This is a genomic window from Aquimixticola soesokkakensis (assembly GCF_900172375.1).
Classification (GTDB): domain Bacteria; phylum Pseudomonadota; class Alphaproteobacteria; order Rhodobacterales; family Rhodobacteraceae; genus Aquimixticola; species Aquimixticola soesokkakensis.
Genome location: NZ_FWFS01000001.1, coordinates 318,862 through 337,632 on the forward strand (window position 1 = coordinate 318,862; position 18,771 = coordinate 337,632).

An 18,771-nucleotide genomic window follows, 5' to 3' on the forward strand; every position below is an offset into this window, starting at 1 on the left:
GGCGACCACGACGCCCAGAAAGCGGAAAGCCTCGCCTTGAAACAAGGACGAGCCTCTCCAAGGGGTAACGCATTGGTAACGGTTTCGGCAGTTCGCGCACAAATTAGGCGCATGTGCTTAGTTGTGAGGCGAAATAAAAAGCTTAATTGATGAGCAGATTTGAGGAGGCGTCAGAAAATCCGGCATCTGTGTCTGTCGTGCTCTTTGAGGGTTTACGCTCTCGCGGCGGCGGGCAGAACCGTCTAAACATTCCCGCAGTGCCACGTTATGCTGGCCAGAACAAGATGTGGTACCCATGGGGGGACCGCGTCAAACGCACAACGAAGTTGGCACGATTATGGCAGGAAATTCAGGTGGTTCGCGCAGATTGGTGGCGGACAAGCGCTATCCCGCGGGCAAACCCGCGACGGCAGGCTCCAAGGCCGCATCGACGGCATCGCGGCGTAAAGCGCGTGGGGGGAGTGGCACAGGCGGTGGCGCGGGCAAGCCGCCCCGCAAGCCGCGCAATCGGGCCACAGCCACGCCACGCAAACGGCCCTCGAACCCGATTCTCCGCCTGTTTCATTTCCTGTTCGGTTGGATTTTCCGGCTGATTTTTGCGCTTGCATGGCGCGGCGCGCTGATCGTGGCGCTGCTTTTGGGCGGGGCGGTGTTCTACTTTTACGCGGGTCTTCCGCCACTTCAGGATCAACTCGACGGGCGGCAGCGCGGCTCGGTGACGATGATGGATCGCTCGGGTCAGGTCTTTGCGTGGCGCGGCGAGCAGTTCGGCGGGCAAATTACCGCCGATACCGTGTCGCCCAATCTCAAGAATGCGATTGTCGCCACCGAGGACCGACGCTTTTATCGCCATTTCGGGATCAGCCCGCGCGGCATCGCATCGGCCATTCGCATCAACCTGCGCGAAGGGCGCGGACCATTGTCGGGTCACGGCGGCTCGACGCTGACGCAACAGACAGCGAAACTGCTGTGCCTTGGCGTGCCCTTCGATGCAAGTAAATGGAAAAACCAAACCGAATACGAGGCCGATTGCCGCGAAACCACGCTGGTGCGCAAGATCAAGGAAATGATCTACGCGATGGCGCTGGAGGCGAAATATTCCAAATCCGAGATCCTGACGATCTACATGAACCGCGCCTATCTGGGCGCCGGTGCCAACGGGTTCGAGGCCGCGTCGCAGCGCTATTTCGGCAAATCTGCCGCCGAGGTTGACATCGCCGAGGCGGCCATGCTCGCGGGTCTGCTGAGCGCGCCGTCGCGCTATGCGCCTACCAGCAACCTGCAACGTTCGCAGGACCGCGCGGCGGTGGTCGTCAACCTGATGGACGAGCAGGGATATATCACCGATGCGCAGCGCGACGCCGCCAAGGCAAATCCGGCAGAATTGAGCGAGGCCGCCGAGGCCCGTGCGGGCGGGTATTATGCCGATTGGATCATGTCCTCGGGGCCATCCTTCCTGACATCGGACACCACGGAAGATGTGGTGATCAAAACAACATTCGATTCGCGCATCCAGAAGGCGGCCGAAGATGCGGTGCAGTACATCTTTGACAATAAGGTCAAGGAAGGCTCCGAAGCGCAGGCGGCCATCGTCGTCATGTCGTCGGACGGGGCCGTGCGCGCCATGGTCGGCGGGCGCAAGTTCAAGGGCGTTGCGGGTCAGTTCAACCGCGCCATTCAGGCCAATCGCCAGACGGGGTCGTCCTTCAAGCCCTTCGTCTATGCGGCGGCTTTGGAAATGGGCTGGCGCTACGACAGCGTCATTCTGGATGATCCGCTGACGGTCAATATTCCCGGCTCCGGCCCCTGGTCGCCCAAGAACTACACCAATTCTTTCGTCGGTCCGATGACGCTGACCGATGCTTTGGCCAAGTCCCAAAACATCCCCGCCGTCAAACTGGCGATGGACGTGGGCCTGGACAATGTGCGCACGGTGGCGGAAATGTTCGGGATCAAATCCGACCTTGCCGCCGGTCCGGCGCTGGCACTCGGGGCGTCGGAATCCACATTGATGGAAATGACGGGCGCCTATGCGGGAATCCTCAACGGCGGCACCTCGGTGACCCCCTATGGTTTGCTGGAATTGCGCCTTCAAGGGGACGAGACGCCGCTCATGGGGCAGGAAGGCGGCATGGGCGAACGGGTGATTTCCACCGAAAGCGCCGAGCAGCTTATCTATATGATGTATCAGGGCGTGGAGCGGGGCACGGGCACGCGCGCGCGCATCGACGGGCTTGAAATTGCGGGTAAATCCGGCACCACCTCAGCCGCGCGCGATGCATGGTACATGGGCTTTACCGCCGATTATGTTGTCGGTGTCTGGATGGGCTATGATGACAACCGGCCTCTCACCGGGGTAACGGGGGGCGGTTTGCCCGCAGAAATCTGGCACGAGACCATGGTGCGGGTGCAGGGCGACACGCCGGGCAATCCGCTGCCGATGATCCGCCCTGCAACCCAGCCCAGTGTGACGCCGCAGGTGGCCGGTCAGGACGCGCCTGCCTCCGAGGGGCAGACCTTTGGCGCGGGCCCGCAGTACAACCAGCCGCAAGGCGGCGGGCAGGTCCAAACGCCTGAAGAGGTGATCAAGGGCATCGGCGATGCGGCCGAAAAGGTCTTTGGCGACGTGTTGCGCAATATCTTTGGCGGGAACTAAGCCTGACCTGTGACAGGCGGCGCGCGGGATTACCTGCGCGCCGCTTTTTTTGGCCTCAGGCGTTGGGCTGATAGGCCTCAAGCCGCGCGATCACCGGCGCGATCTGGCCGCCGGCGCTGTCCAGCATGGACCCGATTTCGGCGCGCTCGGATTTGAGCAGGGAAATCCCCTCGACCATAAGGTCGACAAAGCGCCCCGACGCATCCGCGACGATAAAGGCGATTTCGAAGGGGCTTTGTCCCTTGAGAAGCGCCTGACAGCGCACCTCGTAAATCGACTTGATGGCACGGGTTTCGACCACTTCGATCGCCCCGCCGACGAATTCGCGAAAATGGCTGCCGTATTTGCGCGAGATATAGACCTGCAGCGCTTGGGTGAAGGCGGCAAGATCCTTGGCGGGCAGGCTGCGTGCCGTCACCCCAAGGACGCCGCGCGCAATCGTGGGCACATCGGCATAGCGCACGAGGACGGCCTCGAACTTGCGATACATCTGCGCTTCGGAGGGGGCGGTTGCGATGATCGCATTGATTTCGCTGACAACCTTTCCGATGACAACACTGGCTTGGTCCGTCGAAAACGCTGCTGCGCGCCACGGTAAGGCCACTGCGGTCATGCCGCCTGCAAGTCCCGCCAGAAGGCGCCGGCGATCGATCTTACTCATAAAGGTCCTCGTAGATATCATAGGTGCCAGAATCGGGCGCATCGCTCATACCCAATTCGTAGCGGCGTTTTTGCAGGTAGGCGTCGCGCACGACGACATAGGGATCGGCAGACTTGTAGAAGGCCTCGTCGATCGTGCTGGCGTAGGTGTAGCGGTCATCAAAGCGCTCGGTCAGCTTCACGCCGGTGGTGGCGTAGCTGGCGGGGGCGGTGATGACATAGCCAAGCGGGTCCAGAACCATGTCCACGGCTTTTCCGACGAAGTCACGCGTGGTGGTCGGCCCGATACCCGGCGCGACCAGATAGGCCCCTTCGCCAAAGCCCCAGACATGCAGGGTTTCGCCGAAATCGGTGTGTTCAGCGGTGAGTCCACCCTGACCTGCGGGATCAAACAGCCCCCCAAGGCCGAGTGTCGTGTTCACCACGAACCGCGCGGTATTTTGCACCGCATCCCCCAGCTTGACCTGCAGAATGTCGTTCACCACCATGGCGGGCAGCGCAAGGTTGCTTGCGACATTGGACAGCCCTGTGCGCGCGGGGGCGGGGACATGTGTGCCATAGGCCTGCGACACCGGGCGCAGCGTGCGCGTGTCCGAGGCGATCACGGCGCTTAAAACGGAGCGGTTCTGGACCTCGTAGGGGTCGCTCATATCGCGGCCCACCTGGGGCTGGGCGCAGCCCGCAACAAGGGCGCCAAGTCCGGTCAGGCAAAGGACAAGAGCAAAGCGGGCGGGCGTGCGGGTCATGGCAGGGTCCTTTGGGGCACGGCGCAGGGCGCGTGAATTGATGCAAAGCTGCCACGGCGGTATTAATGGTTTGGTGAGGGCCAAAGGTTACGCTGCAGCAGTCGATACCATAGGGTATAGGCTGAAAAAAGGTATACGCATTGTCGGGGTGCACGACAACAGATGCGATGGTCCTTGGCCTGCTATGGTATGAGGCTTGGGAATGAAATGCCTGTGCCACAGGCCCCGTCAGGGGGCATCAGCCAGCGACATCCAGCGCGCTGTGGCCGGTAGGTGTGGGGCAAGGGGACGAGGGCGCGATGAAGCAAAGTCAGACCAGCAGAGGGCGCGAGGAGTTGCGCCGCGCGCGGCGTGAAAATCGCGGGTTGTTCTGGGCTGTCGGGCTTTTTTCCATTTTGATCAATGCCTTGATGCTGACCGGACCGATTTTCATGTTGCAGGTCTATGATCGGGTTCTGGGCAGCCAGTCCGAGGCGACATTGGCGGCGCTCTTTGGCCTTGTGGTGTTTCTATACATGATGATGACCCTGCTGGAGATCGTGCGCTCGCGGCTCTTGTCGCGGGTTGGTGCGAATTTCCAACACGGGCTGGATCAGCGGGTCTTTGCCGCTGCGCTTTTGCGGGCCTCGGGGCCGCGCGCGGCGGTCGAACTGCCAGACCCGCTTGAGGACCTTTCCGCGATCCGCCGCTTTTTGTCGTCGCCCATCGTCTCGGCTCTATACGACCTGCCGTTTACCCCGCTGTTCTTGCTTGGCATTGCCATCTTTCACCCGCTTTTGGGGCTTCTGGCGCTGGGTGGCGGCGCGGTTCTGGTGGGCATTGCGGTGCTGAACCAAACCCAAAGCCGCGGCCCCAACCGCGAAGCGATGCTGTCAAGCGCCCTGTCCAGCCGGATGTCGCAACAGCTGCGCGACGGTGCCGAAAGCGTGCGCTCGCTGGGGATGCAGGGCGCTGCGTTTCGCCGCTGGCAAGGCGCGCGCCACCAGGCGCTGGTCGAGGGCATTCAGGCATCGGACGCCTCGTCGGGCTATTCGTCTGCCTCGCGCGGGATGCGGTTGCTGTTGCAATCGAGCATGCTGGCGCTGGGCGCATTGTTGGTGCTGCGCATGGAGGCGACGGGGGGCGTGATGATCGCCTCGTCCATCCTGATGGGGCGGGCCTTGCAACCGATCGAGGTCGCGATCGGACAATGGGGCGTCTATCAACGCGCCCGCACGGGCTGGGCCGCACTCAGCGACCTTCTGGGCGAGGTCGCGCCGCAGGTGGCGCGGACCTCCCTGCCGCGCCCCGCTGCCAAGCTGAAGGTGGATCAACTTTCCATCGTGCCACCGGGAGAAACCATCGCCAGCCTGCGGATGATTTCCTTTGAGGTGACGCCCGGCGAAGCGGTGGGTGTCATCGGGCCGTCGGGGGCAGGGAAGTCCTCGCTGGCGCGCGCCCTGACGGGGGTCTGGCGCCCTGCAAGCGGCTCGATCCGGCTCGACGGCGCGACATTGGATCAATATGACCCCGATGTTCTGGGGCTTCATATCGGATATCTGCCGCAACGGGTGCAGTTGTTCGAAGGGTCGATTGCCGAAAATATCGCCCGCCTCGCGGAGGTGCGCGACGACGAAAAAATCGTCACTGCCGCCCGCAAAGCCGCCGCGCATGACATGATCCTGTCCTTGCCGCGTGGCTATGACACCATGGTCACTGCTTCTGGCGGGCGCTTGTCGGGCGGGCAGTTGCAGCGGATCGGCCTTGCACGGGCGCTGTATGGCGATCCGGTCCTGCTGATCCTCGACGAACCCAATTCCAACCTCGACAACGAGGGCTCCATGGCGCTCAATGCCTCGATCCGCCGCCTGAAGGCAGAAGGGAGCGCGGTGTTGATCATGGCGCATCGCCCCGCTGCCATTCAGGAATGCGAACGGCTTTTGGTGATCGACGGCGGGCTGCGGCGCGCCTTTGGTCCGCGCGATCAAGTGCTGCGCGACATGGTGCAAAACAGTGCCGAAATTCTGCGCAAACCGGGGCCGGGAGGTGTGCAATGACCAGACCGCCGCATCAGGACATCGGTCTGCGTGCGCCCGACACCGCACCGCAATCCCTTGCAAGTTCCAGCGACTGGTCGCCGCGCGGCGCGTTGATCCTTGGCTGGGTCTGCGTCGCTTTGCTGCTTTTGGGATTTGGCGGCTGGTCGGTTTTCTCCACCATCGCGGGGGCCGTGGTCGCTTCGGGGCAGATCGAGGTCGAGCAGAACCGCCAGGTCGTGCAGCACCCTTACGGCGGGCAGGTGCGCGCGGTGTTGGTCAAGGAGGGCGACCTCGTGCAGGAAGGCCAGCCGGTGATGCGCCTCGATCCGGTCGGGCTGGACAGCCAATTCGCCATCGCCGACGCGCGCTACTATGAATATCTCGCAAGCGAGGCGCGGCTTGAGGCCGAGCGTGACGCGCGCCGCGCGCTGATCGTGCCGCAGGTGCTGGCCGATGCCGCACAGGCGCGCCCCGACGTGCAGCGCATTCTGGACGGGCAGCGCGAATTGCTGGCCGCGCGTCTGGTCACCGCCGAACAGGAGGTCGCGCAGCTGGAAAAGCGGCGCGAGCAGATTCAGGCACAGGTCGTCGGCCTGAAAGCCCAGCAAAGGGCGCTGTCCGAGCAACTGGCGCTTTCCAACGCCGAGATTGCAAACCAGCAAAGCCTGTTTGATCGCGGGTTGGCACAATCCTCGACCATTCTGGCGCTGCGCAGCAATGCGTCCGAAGTGGCGGGCGCCCTTGGCGCGATTTCCGCACAAATTGCGCAGGCCGAACAACAAATTACCGAGGTTGATCTGGTGGTTCTCAAAAACGCCACGGATCGACGCGAAGCCGCCATCACCGAGATGCGCGATGTCAAAAGCGCGCTTTTGCAGGCCGCGCAGGAACGCGCAAGCCTTGCAGACCGGTTGGAGCGTCTTGAATTGCGCGCGCCCGTCAGTGGAATCGTCTACGGGCTGACGGTGTTTGGCGCCGGGGCCGTGGTGCGTGCCGCCGATCCGGTGCTTTACATCGTTCCCCAAGACCGCCCCTTGGTGATCGCAGCAAAAGTCAGCCCGATCCACATCGATCAGGTCTTTCCCGGACAGGCCGTCTCGGTGCGCTTTCCGGCCTTCGACACGCGCACGACGCCGGAAGTGGACGGGACGATCGTGCGCATTTCGCCCGACAGTTTCACCGACGAGCGCACAGGGGCCACCTATTATCGCGCTGAAATCCGCCTGCCACAGGACGAAGTGGCGAAACTGCCCGAGGGCGATGTCCTGATTCCCGGGATGCCCGTGGAAACCTACATGAAGACCTCGGATCGCTCGCCGCTGGCCTATCTTGTGAAGCCGTTTAGCGAATATTTCATGCGCGCCTTTCGCGAGGATTAAGGTTTTCGCGGACACGCCGCTGGGATAGCGTGCGGGCAATCACAGCCGCAAGGAACCCCGCGCATGTCTGATCAAACACCCCTCGACCGCCTGGCCGCTCTTGGCCTGACGCTGCCCGCAGCGCCTGCGCCTGCGGCAAACTACGTGCCCTTCGTCCAGGTCGGCAGTTTGCTGCATGTTTCGGGGCAGATTTCCAACGGGGCAGATGGTTTGGTGACGGGCAAACTCGGGGCCGATCTGGATGTCGCGGCGGGCGCACAGGCCGCGCAGCTTTGCGCCCTTAGCCTTCTGGCCCAGGCCCAAGCGGCTTGCGGCGGTGATCTGTCGGGCATCAAGCGGCTCGTCAAACTTGTGGGTTTCGTGAACTCGACCCCCGATTTCACCGATCAGCCCAAGGTTATCAACGGAGCGTCCGACCTGATGGTTGCGGTGCTGGGCGATGCGGGGCGGCACGCGCGCTCTGCGGTCTCTGCGCCCTCGCTGCCCTTTGGCGTTGCGGTTGAAATCGAAGCCATTTTCGAGCTGGTCTAGGGCGAAAAAATGAAACCTCTGGCCCTGCCTGACAGTTTCCTGCGCCGCCCGATCGCCCATCGTGCGCTGCATGACCGCGACGCGGGGCGGCCCGAAAACAGCCGTGAAGCGGTGCGCGCCGCCGTTGAGCGCGGTTATGGCATCGAAATCGACCTCCAACTGTCGCGCGACGGGGAGGCCATGGTGTTTCACGACTATGATCTGCGGCGGCTCACAGGAAAAAACGGCCCCCTTGCCCAGGAAACAGCCGCCTCGCTGGCCAGTTACACGTTGCTGACCGGCGAAAGCGGCATTCCGAGCTTGCGCGAGGTTCTGGCGCTGGTGAATGGTCGCGTGCCCCTGCTGATCGAGATCAAGGATCAGGACGGAATGATGGGCGAAAACACGGGCGCGCTGGAGGTTGCAACCGCGCGCGCCCTTACCAACTACGCGGGCGACGTTGCGCTGATGTCTTTCAACCCCCATGCGGTTGCCGCTTGCGGGCGGTTGATGCCGACACGCCCGCGTGGCCTGACAACCTGTGCCTATTCAAGCGCGGATTGGCCGTTGTTGCCCGATGCCTTGCGGCGAAAACTGGCGCAAATTCCCGATTTCGAGCGGGTTGGCGCAAGTTTTGTGTCCCATGATCGCAAGGATCTGGACGCCGCACGGGTGCGGGATCTGAAATCCTGCAACACGCCAATTTTGTGCTGGACCATCCGCACGCCCGAGCAAGAGGCAGAGGCGCGCAAAATTGCCGAGAATGTCACCTTTGAGGGCTACCTGCCCGCATGAGCGGCCTGCGCCTTGACCCGCCGCAAGAGTGGACCATGTGATGGAGGCGAAAGAAGGCCCGATGAGCGAGCAGATCGAAATCACGGTCCACACCGCGCTTGACCAAATCGGTCAGGCCGACTGGGACGCCTGCGCCGCGCCGGAATTGGCGGATGGCGGGCGTCCGCATGACCCGTTCACAACCTACCGGTTCTTGCACGCGCTTGAGGTCTCCGGCTCGGTTGGCGGCGATAGCGGCTGGATGCCGCGCTATCTGGCCGCGCGTCAGGGCGGCGTGCTGATCGGCGTTGCCCCGCTTTATGCCAAGGGTCATTCGCAGGGCGAATATGTGTTCGACCATGCATGGGCGCAGGCATGGGATCGTGCGGGCGGGCGCTATTACCCCAAGCTGCAGGTTGCCGTGCCCTTTACCCCCGCCTCGGGGCGGCGTTTGCTGGTCAAATCCGAACATGCGCAGGTGGCGCAATCGGCGCTGGTGCAGGGCATGGTGCAATTGGCGGCGGAAAATCACCTCTCGTCGTTGCATCTGACGTTTTGCACCGAAGCCGAGGCGGATGCGGGCGCGCAAATGGGTCTGATGCGCCGCTTGGGGCAGCAGTTTCACTGGCACAACCACGATTATGCCGATTTTGATGCCTTTTTGGCCGATCTGGCCGCGCGCAAACGCAAAGCGATCAAACGCGAGCGCCGCAGCGCCGCGGCGTTCGATGCCGAGGGTCAGATTGTCACGTTGACCGGTGACCAGATCCGGCCCGAACATTGGGACGCCTTCTGGATGTTTTACCAAGATACCGGCGCGCGCAAATGGGGCGCGCCTTATCTGACGCGTGCGTTTTTTGACGTGGTGCAGGAGCGGATGCGCGAGGATGTTGCACTGGTGCTGGCGCTGCGCGGAGGGGTTCCCGTTGCCGGTGCGCTCAATTTTATCGGGCGCGATGTGCTATATGGCCGCTACTGGGGCTGCGTCGAGGATCATCCGTTTTTGCATTTCGAACTCTGCTACTACCGCGCCATCGACTTTGCGATTGCCCATCGCCTGTCGCGGGTCGAAGCCGGCGCGCAGGGCGAACACAAGCTGGCGCGCGGCTATCTGCCGACCGCCACCCATTCGCTGCACTGGATTGCCGATCCCGATTTCGCGCAGGCGGTGCAGAATTTTTGCGATGCAGAACGCGTGGCCGTGGGGGAAGAAGTCGACATCCTGACCAGCTACGGCCCCTTCAAACACACAGGAGACGAAGATGTCCAAGCCTGATCCCCAAGACCTGTCGGCTCTGACGACAGCGCAGTGGTCCCTGAGCGGCGAGGTCCTGTCTAAGACCTATCGCTTTGACACGTTCCGCCAATCCATGGCCTTTGTGACCCAAGTGGCCGCGCTGGCCGAACAGCGGAACCATCATCCCTCCATCCGCATTGACTATAACAAAGTACATCTGGAACTGACGACACATGACGCCGGGGGCCTGACGGACAAGGACACCGGTCTGGCCCGCAAAATCGAAGGACTCTGAGCGATCTATGGAAGAACTGAACAACCTCATCTCAACGCCGATCTGGAACGGGAATTCGCTGGGCGACTATCTGACGATTGATTTTCTGGCCGGTGTCCTCGGGTCTTTCCTCGGGGCCGTTTTCATCCTGGTGGTCGGGTTCACGCTGGCAGGCTGGGCCAACCGCCGCCTGAGCACCTTGCCCCAAAAGAACGAACGCTTTGATCCCACGCTGTTTGATTTCCTCGGCAATATCCTGCGCTATGCGATCATTGCCTTTACCTTGCTCTTTGTTCTCAACACCTTCGGGGTGCAAACCACCTCTGTGGTTGCCGTTATCGGTGCTGCGGGTCTGGCCATCGGTTTGGCCCTGCAAGGCACGCTGTCGAATGTGGCGGCCGGTGTGATGATCGTGTTTTTTCGCCCCATCAAGCAGGGGGATTTCGTGGTGATCGGCGGGCAGATGGGCACGGTCAAGCATATCTCGCTCAACTTTACCGAGCTTGCGAACCTTGCCAATGTGCAGATCATCATCCCCAATTCCGAGGTTTGGGGGAATACGATCACGAACTATTCGGTGAACAACACCCGCCGGGTGGAATGGACCTTCGGGGTGGGCTACGGCACCAACCTGAAAAAGGCCGAGGATATTATCCGCGCGACCATCATGGGCGATCCGCGGGCCCACACGGACCCCGAACCCTTCATCCAGGTGAACAATCTCGGCGACAGCTCTGTTGATTTTCTCGTGCGCGTCTGGTGCGCGAACTCGGATGCGTTTGCTTTCCAGTGCGACATGACGCGCGCGGTAAAAGAAGCATTCGATGCCGGCGATATCGACATTCCCTTTCCCAATGTCACCGTGTCCTACCTTGACGAAGGCGAGGCCCCCACGGACACAAAACCCGCCAACACCAATGTCAAAGGGCTGGACGGCGACGATGACAATGACGAGGCCCACGTCGGTTAAGCGGCGTGCGGTGTCAGTGGACATGCAAAAGGGCACCCTTGGGTGCCCTTTTTCGTCCTTGCAAGAGGTCTCACATGTCCGCGAGCAGGCCCTCACCGGCGGAAATTTCGCAAGTGCCGGGGCTTTCTTCGACGTTGAGGGTTTTGACCACACCGTCTGTCACGACCATCGCATAGCGCTTGGAGCGCCCGATCAGCCCTGCGGGCGGGGCGGTGAAATCCATGCCGATCGCGGCGGTAAATGCGCCCTCTGCATCGGCCAGCATCGTCAGACCCGCGGCCGTCGCACCGGTGCTTTCGCCCCAGGCGGCCATGACAAAGGGGTCGTTGACGGAAATGCAGATGACCTCATCGACGCCTTTTTCGTCGAACTTGCTTTTGGTGCGGATGAAAGAGGGCACATGCGCGGTGGTGCAGACGCCCGTGTAGGCCCCCGGCACGGCAAAGAGCACAACGGTGCGTCCTGCCAGTTTGTCGGCAAGTGCGACCGATTGCGGCCCCTCGCTGGTGAGGGTCAAAAGGTTCGCGCCCGGAAGGGTGTCGCCGATTTGTACTGCCATTTGTTTTGTCCTTGGTCCGTTGTCATTTCTCCCCCTGACGATATAGGTTTTCGCAAAGGTTGAACCAGAGGTAAAAAGATGCAGCAGTTCGTCATCATCGGCGCAGGGCAGGCCGGGCAAACGGTTGCAACCACGTTGCGCAGCGAAGGCTTTGAGGGGCGGATCACGCTGATTGGGGCGGAAACCGCCGCGCCCTACCAGCGCCCGCCTCTGTCCAAAGCCTATTTGCTGGGCGAGATGTCGCTGGAGCGCCTGTCTTTGCGCCCCGAAAGCTTCTATGCGCAAAACCGGATCGACCTGCGCCTCGGGGCGAGTGTGACGGGCTTGGATACGCAGGAAAAGACGCTTGGTTTGGCGGGGGGAGAACGCCTGTCCTATGATCGGCTGGCGCTGACCACGGGGGCCATCGCGCGCCGCTTGCCTGCCGCTATCGGGGGGCATTTGGCGGGCGTTTTCACGATGCGCACATTGGCGGATGCCGATGCGATCCGCCCGCAGTTTACCGCCGGAAAGCGGCTATTGATCGTTGGCGGGGGCTACATCGGGCTGGAGGCGGCGGCGGTCGCGGCCAAGCTCGGGCTTGAGGTCACTCTGGTTGAAATGTCGGCGCGCATCTTGCAGCGCGTCGCGTCGGTTGAGACCTCGGATTATTTTCGCGACCTGCATCAGCGCCACGGTGTGACCATCCGCGAGTCTTGCGGGCTTGACCACCTTGAGGGCACAGAGGCTGTCGAGCGCGCTGTTCTGAGCGATGGCACCTTGCTGGAGGTGGATTTTGTCATCGTCGGGGTTGGCATCCTGCCCGACACCGATCTGGCAGAAATGGCGGGTCTGACCCTTGAAAACGGTATCCGCACGGACGCGCTTGGCTGTACCTCGGACCCTGCGATTTTCGCGGCGGGCGATTGTGCGTCCTTTCCCTATGGCGGGGAACACATGCGGCTGGAAAGCGTCGGCAACGCGATTGATCAGGGCACGATCGTGGCGAAAAACATGCTGGGCCAAGGTATACCCTACACGCCAAAGCCATGGTTCTGGTCCGATCAGTTCGACTGCAAATTGCAGATTGCGGGTCTGTCGACGGGTCACGATCAGACGGTGGTGCGCGATGGGGGGGCGTCGCGCTCGCATTGGTATTACCGCGACGGACAGTTGATTGCGATCGACGCGATGAACGACCCGCGCGCCTATATGGTCGCAAAACGGTTGATCGAAGCGGGCAAAACTGCCGATCCGCGCCTCGTCGGAGACGCCAGTGCCGACCTCAAGCCGCTGTTGAGCGCCTGATGCGGATCATCGCGGGCCTGCATCGTGGACGCGCCTTGACCCCTGTGGGAAAGGGCGATCCCGCCGCGCATCTGCGCCCTACCACCGACCGCGTGCGCGAAAGCCTGTTCAACGTGCTGAACGGGGGGCGCTTTGGGGCGCCGCTTGAGGGGGCGGTGGTGCTGGACCTGTTCGCGGGCACCGGTGCGCTTGGGCTTGAGGCCCTGTCGCGCGGCGCGGCGCAGGTCACATTCGTTGAGGACGGGCGCAAAGCCCAAAGTCTTGTCAGCGCCAATATCACCCTGCTCAAGGCGCAAACCCAGACCAGCCTGCTGCGCTGCGATGCGACCCGTTTGCCTGCCAATAGCGGCGCGCCCGCCACTTTGGTCTTTCTCGATCCACCCTATGCCAAGGGTTTGGGGGAAAAGGCGGTTGCAAGCGCGCTGGCGGGTGGCTGGGTTGCGCAGGGGGCGCTTGTGGTCTGGGAAGATAGCGCTAACATAGTGCCACCGCCCGAGCTGGACCTGCTCGACGCCCGCCGCTATGGCGACACAACGATTTCGCTATTGGAGCGCCTATGACCCTCTCGACCTCCCTGCCGTCTTTGGTAATTTTTGACTGTGACGGGGTGATCGTGGACAGCGAGCCGGTGCTGCTGGGCTTTTTGCGCGGTGAATTGGCCGAGCGCGGTCTTGATCTGACGATGCACGAGCTGGAAAACGATTACGTCGGCGGCACGATTTACACGCTGGCCGACAAGGCGCGCGCCGCGGGGGCGGATTTGGACGGTGATTGGCCAAGTCGCACCTACGAAAAGGTTTTCGCGCATCTGCGGGGGACGGATGTACCCTTGGTGCGCGGCATCGTTGCTGCCCTGGATGCGCTGGACGGGGCGGGTATTGCCTATGCGGTTGCCTCCAACGGGCCGATGCCAAAAATGGAGATCACGCTCAAGCAAAAGCATCCGGCAGTCTTTGCGCGCCTCGAAGGGCGAATTTTCTCCGCACATGATGTGGGCTATGCCAAGCCCGATCCGCGGCTGGTGCTTGCGGCAGCAGAGCAGGCGGGTGTTGCCCCCGAGGCCTGCCTGTTTGTGGATGACAGTCCGACGGGCGCAACGGCTGGCGTGCGCGCGGGAATGCGGACATTGGGCTATGCGGAGCGGACAGATGCCGCGCGACTGGCGGCTGTGGGGGCAGAACCGTTTCACGACATGTACAAGCTGGCGTCTCTGATCGGTCTCTAGGGCAAGCCTGCGCGCCAGCCGATCATAGAGGGTCACCCTAACAGTCAGCATCAGCGCTGAAGGGAAAGAAAGAGGTCCGAAAGAGGCCAGAAACGGAGAAAGGGCCACCCACCCCGGCCAGCCCTTTCCAAGGAGCGATGCGCCTACCGCTCTTGGCGCGGACATAGGCCTGCGCGGCGCTTTTGTGGCCGAGCGCAGGGGAGCGGTCAAGAAAAACCCGCGTAAAATGCCGCCCATTCGCAGGGGAACGGGGGCGATTTAGGGCTTTTTATAGGTGGGGTGGAAGGTGTTGGTCGGGGACAGCGTAAAGATTTCCGCGCCAGTCGCAGTGACCCCGATTGAATGTTCGTACTGTGCCGACAATGACTTATCGCGCGTGACAGCCGTCCAGTCGTCGCCCAGAACCTTGGTTTCGGGACGCCCGAGGTTGACCATCGGCTCGATGGTAAAAAACATACCCTCCTCAAGCACCGGCCCCGTGCCTTCGCGCCCGTAGTGCAGCACATTGGGCGGGGCGTGAAACACGCGGCCCAAGCCGTGACCGCAAAAATCGCGCACAACGGACATGCGCTGCGCTTCGACATAGGTCTGGATCGCCGCGCCGATATCGCCGAACGTATTGCCCGGTTTGACCGCTTCGATGCCGATCATCAGCGCATCATGGGTCACTTCGATCAAACGCTCTGCCTTGCGCGACAGGGTGCCTGCGACATACATGCGCGAGCTGTCGCCAAACCAGCCGTCCTTGATCACCGTCACATCAATGTTGAGGATGTCACCGTCCTTGAGCTTTTTCGATCCGGGAATGCCGTGACACACCACATGGTTGATCGAAATGCAGGAGGCGTGTTTATAGCCTTTGTAGTCGATGGTGGCGGATTTCGTGCCAAGCTCGACCACGCGCCGCTCGATGAAGGCGTCCAACTCGCCGGTGGTCACACCGGGCACAACAAGCGCCGCGACTTCGTCCAGAATTTGCGCCGTGACCGCGCCGGCATCGCGCATCCCCTGGAAATCCGCGTCCTCGTAGATGCGAATGCCGTTTTTGGTCAGGCGGCTGCGATGTGTTTCTTCCAAGGGATCGATCCTTTCGGCTTTTCCCCCATATAAGCGCGATTTGACCGCTTGGCCAGATGTGCTGACCCTAGGGCAGCTTTGTCCCCAAAGTGATGCTTTGAGGCGTAATATCCACACCGTAGCACAAGATTTCGACCCCCGCCGCGCGCGCAAGGTCATGCGCCTGCCCGTAGGCAGGGTCTATGTCGCGCGCAAGGTCAAATGCGCTGCAATCGTCGCGGCTGATCAGATAGAGCATCACGGCGCGCGTGCCGTTTTGTGCCAGCTTGGCCAGTTCGGCCAGATGTTTTGCGCCGCGTGCCGTCTTGCTGTCGGGAAATTCGGCAAGGCCGGTTTGACGCGACAGGGTGACCGATTTGACCTCCACAAAGGTCTCGTTGACCACGAAGTCCACACGGGATTTTTCGCCATAGGGGACTTCTGCGCGCACGGCGCCCGTCAGCCCGTCGATCTGGCCTGCGCGCAGCGCCGCGCCCACGACCTTATTGGCAAGGCCTGTGTCCACCACCACCATCGCATCCGCGACCTGTGACAAGCGCCAGCCATAGTCGAGTTTCTTGCGCGGATCGTCGTTGGGTTCGACCCAGATCCGGCTCCCCGCCTCGGCCATCCCAAGCATGGAACCCGGGTTGGGGCAATGGGCCGTCACCTCGCGCCCGTCGGGCAAGCGGATGTCGGCGAGAAAGCGTTTGTAGCGGCGTAAAAGCCGCGCTTCGATCAAAGGGGTTTGAAAGCGCATGGTGCAGTTCTATACCTATCATCAACCGTTTAAAAGGAGTGCCCCGATGCCCAACCCGACTGCTGCCATGCTGGTGATTGGCGATGAAATCCTGTCGGGACGCACGCGCGATGCAAATATGCATTTCCTCGCGGGCGAGTTGGTGAAACGGGGCATCGACCTGATCGAAGTGCGCATCGTCTCGGACTCCGGGGATGCGATTGTCGCGGCTGTGAATGACCTGCGCGCCAGCGTCGATCACGTGTTTACCTCCGGGGGCATCGGGCCGACCCACGACGATATCACCGCCGATAACATTGCCCGCGCCTTTGGCGATACGATTGACGTGCGCGATGATGCCCGCGATCTGCTGGCGGCGCATTACGCGCGCACGGGGGCGGAATTCAACGAGGCGCGCAAACGCATGGCCCGCATTCCTTCTACGGCAACGCTGATCGAAAACCCTGTGTCGATTGCGCCCGGTTTCACCATCGGCAATGTGCATGTGATGGCCGGTGTGCCCAATGTGTTTCAGGCCATGGTGGCCTCTGTCTTGCCAGGGTTGACCGGCGGCGCGCCGTTGCTGTCGCAAAGCTACCGCATCGAGCGGGGCGAGGGGCAAGTGGCAGCTCCTTTGGGGGCGCTTGCCGCCGAGTATCCCGACCTGACGATGGGAAGCTACCCGTTCAACCGCAACGGTAGCTACGGCACCAACATTGTGATCCGTGGCACGGATGGCGCGCGGATCGACGCGGCGATGACCAAACTTGCCGCTCTGTTTCCTGCCGACAGCGCTGCATGAGAGACCGCCTGCGCCTGTTTTGCATGGCGGCGCTTTGGGGGCCGCTGCCCGCCTTTGCGCTGGTGCTTCCCGGAGATGTGGAACAGACGGCGCAGGCCAGCCTGCGCGGCGAGGTGATCCTGCCGCGCGTGCCTTTGCGCGGAGCTGTGCCCCAGGAGGCGCGGCAATCGGGCGCGGTGGTGCAAACGGCGTGGCGCGTGACAGGGGCAACGCCGTTCGAACTGACGCAGGCGCTGGAACGCCAGTTCGAGCAGATGGGGTTTTCGGTTGTTTTCACCTGCGACACCGAAGCCTGCGGCGGCTTTGATTTCCGCTTTTCCTACACGGTTTTGCCCGAACCTGACATGCATGTCGATTTGTCGGATTTTCGCTACGTCTTGATGGAAACGGCTGCGGGAGAAACGCGTGCGATCCTTGCAAGCCGGGGGGGCACGCGCAGCTTTGTGCAATTGACCGAAGTGTCCCCTTTGCCCGCCGTGCCGTTGGGCGGGACGCCCATCGACACCGATGTCGCGCAAAGTCAAAGCGTTGCGCCCGACAGCGCCGCGCCGCTTGAGGCGCAGTTTACTGCGCGCGGCGCGGCCGTGCTGGATGACTTGGTCTTTGCAACCGGCGAGGCCGCCTTGGAAAATCGCGATTTTTCGGTGCTGGCGGCGTTGGCGGCGTGGATGGCTGCGCATCCGCAGGCGCGGGTGGTGCTGGTTGGCCATTCCGACAACGATGGCACATTGGCCGCCAACATCCGCCTGTCGCGGGCCCGCGCGCAATCGGTCGCGGCGCGCTTGACGGCGCGCTACGGGATCGCGCCAGACCGGCTGGCGGTGGAGGGCGCGGGATGGCTTGCGCCGCGTGCGCCAAATGCAACGCAAGAGGGGCGCGCGCAAAACAGAAGGGTCGAAGCCATTTTGGCCCCGACCCCCTGAAGGCTGTAATCCCCTGAAGACTGTGACCCCGCCCCGGCCTTACCAGATTTCGGGTCCTTTTTCGGCAAAGGAATTGACCAGAAAGTCGATGAAAGCGCGCACTTTGGGCTGCGTAAAGCGCCCCGGCGGATAGACGGCATAGATCCCTTGGGTTTCAGGCGGCAGATCGGGGATGGCTTCCTCGACAAGGCCTTGCTTCATCGCGTCGGCGTAGAGGAAAGAGGGCAGGTAAGCGATGCCCAGACCCGAAACACAGGCGTTGAGCAGGGATTGCCCGTCGTTCACCGTCAGCCAGCCGGCGGTCCGCACCTGCCGCTTTTCGCCTGAGGGCGCGGTCAGTTTCCACACCGCCGAATTGGCCTGGTTGGAATAGTGCAACAGCTTGTGCTCGTTGAGATCGTCGATCTTTTGCGGACGGCCGTATTTTTGAAAATAGGCGGGGGAGCCGACCATTTTCTTGGTGGTTTCGGTCAGTTTGCGCGCGCGCAGCGTGCTGTCTTCCAGCTCGCCGATGCGCACGGCCATGTCGAACCCTTCGGAAATCAGTTCAACGTAGCGGTTGTTGAGCACCATGTTCACCGTGATGTCGGGAAATTCGGACAGGAACTCGCCCAGCACCGGCGACAGATGGTTCACGCCAAAATCCGTCGCAACCGAGATGCGCAACAGGCCCGACGGCGCGGATTGCATCGAGGTGACAAGCGCGTCCGCTTCACCGGCATCGTTGAGAACGCGACGGGCGCGATCGTAATAGGCCAGCCCGATTTCGGTGGGGCTGACGCGGCGGGTGGTCCGGTTCAACAGCCGCGCGCCGAGACGGGCCTCAAGGGCGGAGACGTGTTTGGAAACAGCGGATTTGGAAATCCCCATTTTCTTTGCGGCGTCTGTAAATCCACCCTGATCCACCACAGTGGCGAAGGCTTCCATTTCGGTTAAACGATCCATGCGCGAACTAC

General features: G+C 62.1%; 19 protein-coding genes. 13 read left to right on the top strand and 6 right to left on the bottom strand.

What is annotated here, in order from left to right:
* Window positions 1–337 precede the first annotated feature (337 nt).
* Window positions 338–2,656 carry a transglycosylase domain-containing protein gene (locus AQS8620_RS01530; RefSeq protein ID WP_085835346.1) on the top strand — a complete coding sequence of 773 codons (2,319 nt, stop codon included), beginning with the start codon at window positions 338–340 and terminating at the stop codon, window positions 2,654–2,656.
* A gap of 55 nt (window positions 2,657–2,711) precedes the next feature.
* On the opposite strand, the gene AQS8620_RS01535 is transcribed toward AQS8620_RS01530, so the two are convergent.
* Both AQS8620_RS01535 and AQS8620_RS01540 read right to left on the bottom strand, forming a co-directional pair.
* Window positions 2,712–3,317 (bottom strand): MlaC/ttg2D family ABC transporter substrate-binding protein, encoded by a 606-nt coding sequence (locus AQS8620_RS01535; RefSeq protein WP_234990344.1) that lies wholly within the window; start codon window positions 3,315–3,317, stop codon window positions 2,712–2,714.
* The gene (locus AQS8620_RS01540) at window positions 3,310–4,062 is read right to left on the bottom strand and encodes an MlaA family lipoprotein (protein WP_085835056.1); all 753 of its coding nucleotides are present in this window, start codon (window positions 4,060–4,062) and stop codon (window positions 3,310–3,312) included. Before AQS8620_RS01540 ends, AQS8620_RS01535 begins: the two co-directional genes overlap by 8 nt.
* A gap of 299 nt (window positions 4,063–4,361) precedes the next feature.
* Here AQS8620_RS01540 and AQS8620_RS01545 point away from each other — a divergent pair, with 299 nt between their 5' ends.
* From AQS8620_RS01545 to AQS8620_RS01575, 7 genes are all read left to right on the top strand, one after another.
* Window positions 4,362–6,098, top strand: a complete 1,737-nt coding sequence (locus tag AQS8620_RS01545) for a type I secretion system permease/ATPase (protein ID WP_085835347.1) — start codon at window positions 4,362–4,364, stop codon at window positions 6,096–6,098.
* Window positions 6,095–7,459: an HlyD family type I secretion periplasmic adaptor subunit gene (locus tag AQS8620_RS01550; RefSeq protein ID WP_085835057.1), complete on the top strand. Its 1,365-nt coding sequence runs from the start codon at window positions 6,095–6,097 to the stop codon at window positions 7,457–7,459. Before AQS8620_RS01545 ends, AQS8620_RS01550 begins: the two co-directional genes overlap by 4 nt.
* Before the next feature lie 63 nt (window positions 7,460–7,522).
* Window positions 7,523–7,990, top strand: a complete 468-nt coding sequence (locus AQS8620_RS01555) for a RidA family protein (protein ID WP_085835058.1) — start codon at window positions 7,523–7,525, stop codon at window positions 7,988–7,990.
* A gap of 9 nt (window positions 7,991–7,999) precedes the next feature.
* Complete coding sequence (locus AQS8620_RS01560; protein ID WP_085835059.1) at window positions 8,000–8,764, top strand: glycerophosphodiester phosphodiesterase family protein; 765 nt, start codon at window positions 8,000–8,002, stop codon at window positions 8,762–8,764.
* A 61-nt stretch (window positions 8,765–8,825) separates the two neighbouring features.
* Window positions 8,826–10,019, top strand: a complete 1,194-nt coding sequence (locus AQS8620_RS01565; protein ID WP_085835348.1) for a GNAT family N-acetyltransferase — start codon at window positions 8,826–8,828, stop codon at window positions 10,017–10,019.
* A complete protein-coding gene (locus tag AQS8620_RS01570) occupies window positions 10,006–10,275 on the top strand; it encodes a 4a-hydroxytetrahydrobiopterin dehydratase (RefSeq protein ID WP_085835060.1) in 270 nt (89 codons plus the stop codon). The genes AQS8620_RS01565 and AQS8620_RS01570 overlap by 14 nt, the downstream gene beginning before the upstream one ends.
* 7 nt (window positions 10,276–10,282) lie before the next feature.
* On the top strand, window positions 10,283–11,224 hold the full coding sequence (locus AQS8620_RS01575) for a mechanosensitive ion channel family protein (protein ID WP_085835061.1): 942 nt from the start codon (window positions 10,283–10,285) through the stop codon (window positions 11,222–11,224).
* Between the two features lie 70 nt (window positions 11,225–11,294).
* On the opposite strand, the gene AQS8620_RS01580 is transcribed toward AQS8620_RS01575, so the two are convergent.
* On the bottom strand, window positions 11,295–11,783 hold the full coding sequence (locus AQS8620_RS01580; RefSeq protein WP_085835062.1) for a peroxiredoxin: 489 nt from the start codon (window positions 11,781–11,783) through the stop codon (window positions 11,295–11,297).
* Window positions 11,784–11,861: 78 nt separating this feature from the next.
* On the opposite strand from AQS8620_RS01580, the gene AQS8620_RS01585 reads away from it, so the two are divergent.
* The 3 genes from AQS8620_RS01585 to AQS8620_RS01595 are packed head-to-tail and all read left to right on the top strand — an operon-like array spanning window position 11,862 to window position 14,295.
* Window positions 11,862–13,070: an NAD(P)/FAD-dependent oxidoreductase gene (locus AQS8620_RS01585; protein ID WP_085835063.1), complete on the top strand. Its 1,209-nt coding sequence runs from the start codon at window positions 11,862–11,864 to the stop codon at window positions 13,068–13,070.
* The gene (rsmD, locus tag AQS8620_RS01590) at window positions 13,070–13,630 is read left to right on the top strand and encodes a 16S rRNA (guanine(966)-N(2))-methyltransferase RsmD (protein WP_085835064.1); all 561 of its coding nucleotides are present in this window, start codon (window positions 13,070–13,072) and stop codon (window positions 13,628–13,630) included. The genes AQS8620_RS01585 and rsmD overlap by 1 nt, the downstream gene beginning before the upstream one ends.
* Entirely contained in the window at window positions 13,627–14,295 is a 669-nt protein-coding gene (locus tag AQS8620_RS01595) for an HAD family hydrolase (protein WP_234990345.1), read from the top strand. Before rsmD ends, AQS8620_RS01595 begins: the two co-directional genes overlap by 4 nt.
* Before the next feature lie 258 nt (window positions 14,296–14,553).
* Here AQS8620_RS01595 and map read toward each other — a convergent pair whose 3' ends face one another.
* Complete coding sequence (map, locus tag AQS8620_RS01600) at window positions 14,554–15,372, bottom strand: type I methionyl aminopeptidase (RefSeq protein WP_234990346.1); 819 nt, start codon at window positions 15,370–15,372, stop codon at window positions 14,554–14,556.
* 67 nt (window positions 15,373–15,439) lie between these two features.
* The gene (gene sfsA, locus AQS8620_RS01605) at window positions 15,440–16,111 is read right to left on the bottom strand and encodes a DNA/RNA nuclease SfsA (RefSeq protein WP_085835066.1); all 672 of its coding nucleotides are present in this window, start codon (window positions 16,109–16,111) and stop codon (window positions 15,440–15,442) included.
* 46 nt (window positions 16,112–16,157) lie between these two features.
* Here sfsA and AQS8620_RS01610 point away from each other — a divergent pair, with 46 nt between their 5' ends.
* Both AQS8620_RS01610 and AQS8620_RS01615 read left to right on the top strand, forming a co-directional pair.
* On the top strand, window positions 16,158–16,892 hold the full coding sequence (locus tag AQS8620_RS01610) for a competence/damage-inducible protein A (protein WP_085835067.1): 735 nt from the start codon (window positions 16,158–16,160) through the stop codon (window positions 16,890–16,892).
* Window positions 16,889–17,815 carry an OmpA family protein gene (locus AQS8620_RS01615; RefSeq protein WP_085835068.1) on the top strand — a complete coding sequence of 309 codons (927 nt, stop codon included), beginning with the start codon at window positions 16,889–16,891 and terminating at the stop codon, window positions 17,813–17,815. Before AQS8620_RS01610 ends, AQS8620_RS01615 begins: the two co-directional genes overlap by 4 nt.
* A gap of 39 nt (window positions 17,816–17,854) precedes the next feature.
* Here AQS8620_RS01615 and AQS8620_RS01620 read toward each other — a convergent pair whose 3' ends face one another.
* Window positions 17,855–18,760, bottom strand: a complete 906-nt coding sequence (locus AQS8620_RS01620) for a LysR family transcriptional regulator (protein ID WP_085835069.1) — start codon at window positions 18,758–18,760, stop codon at window positions 17,855–17,857.
* Window positions 18,761–18,771: the final 11 nt, after the last annotated feature.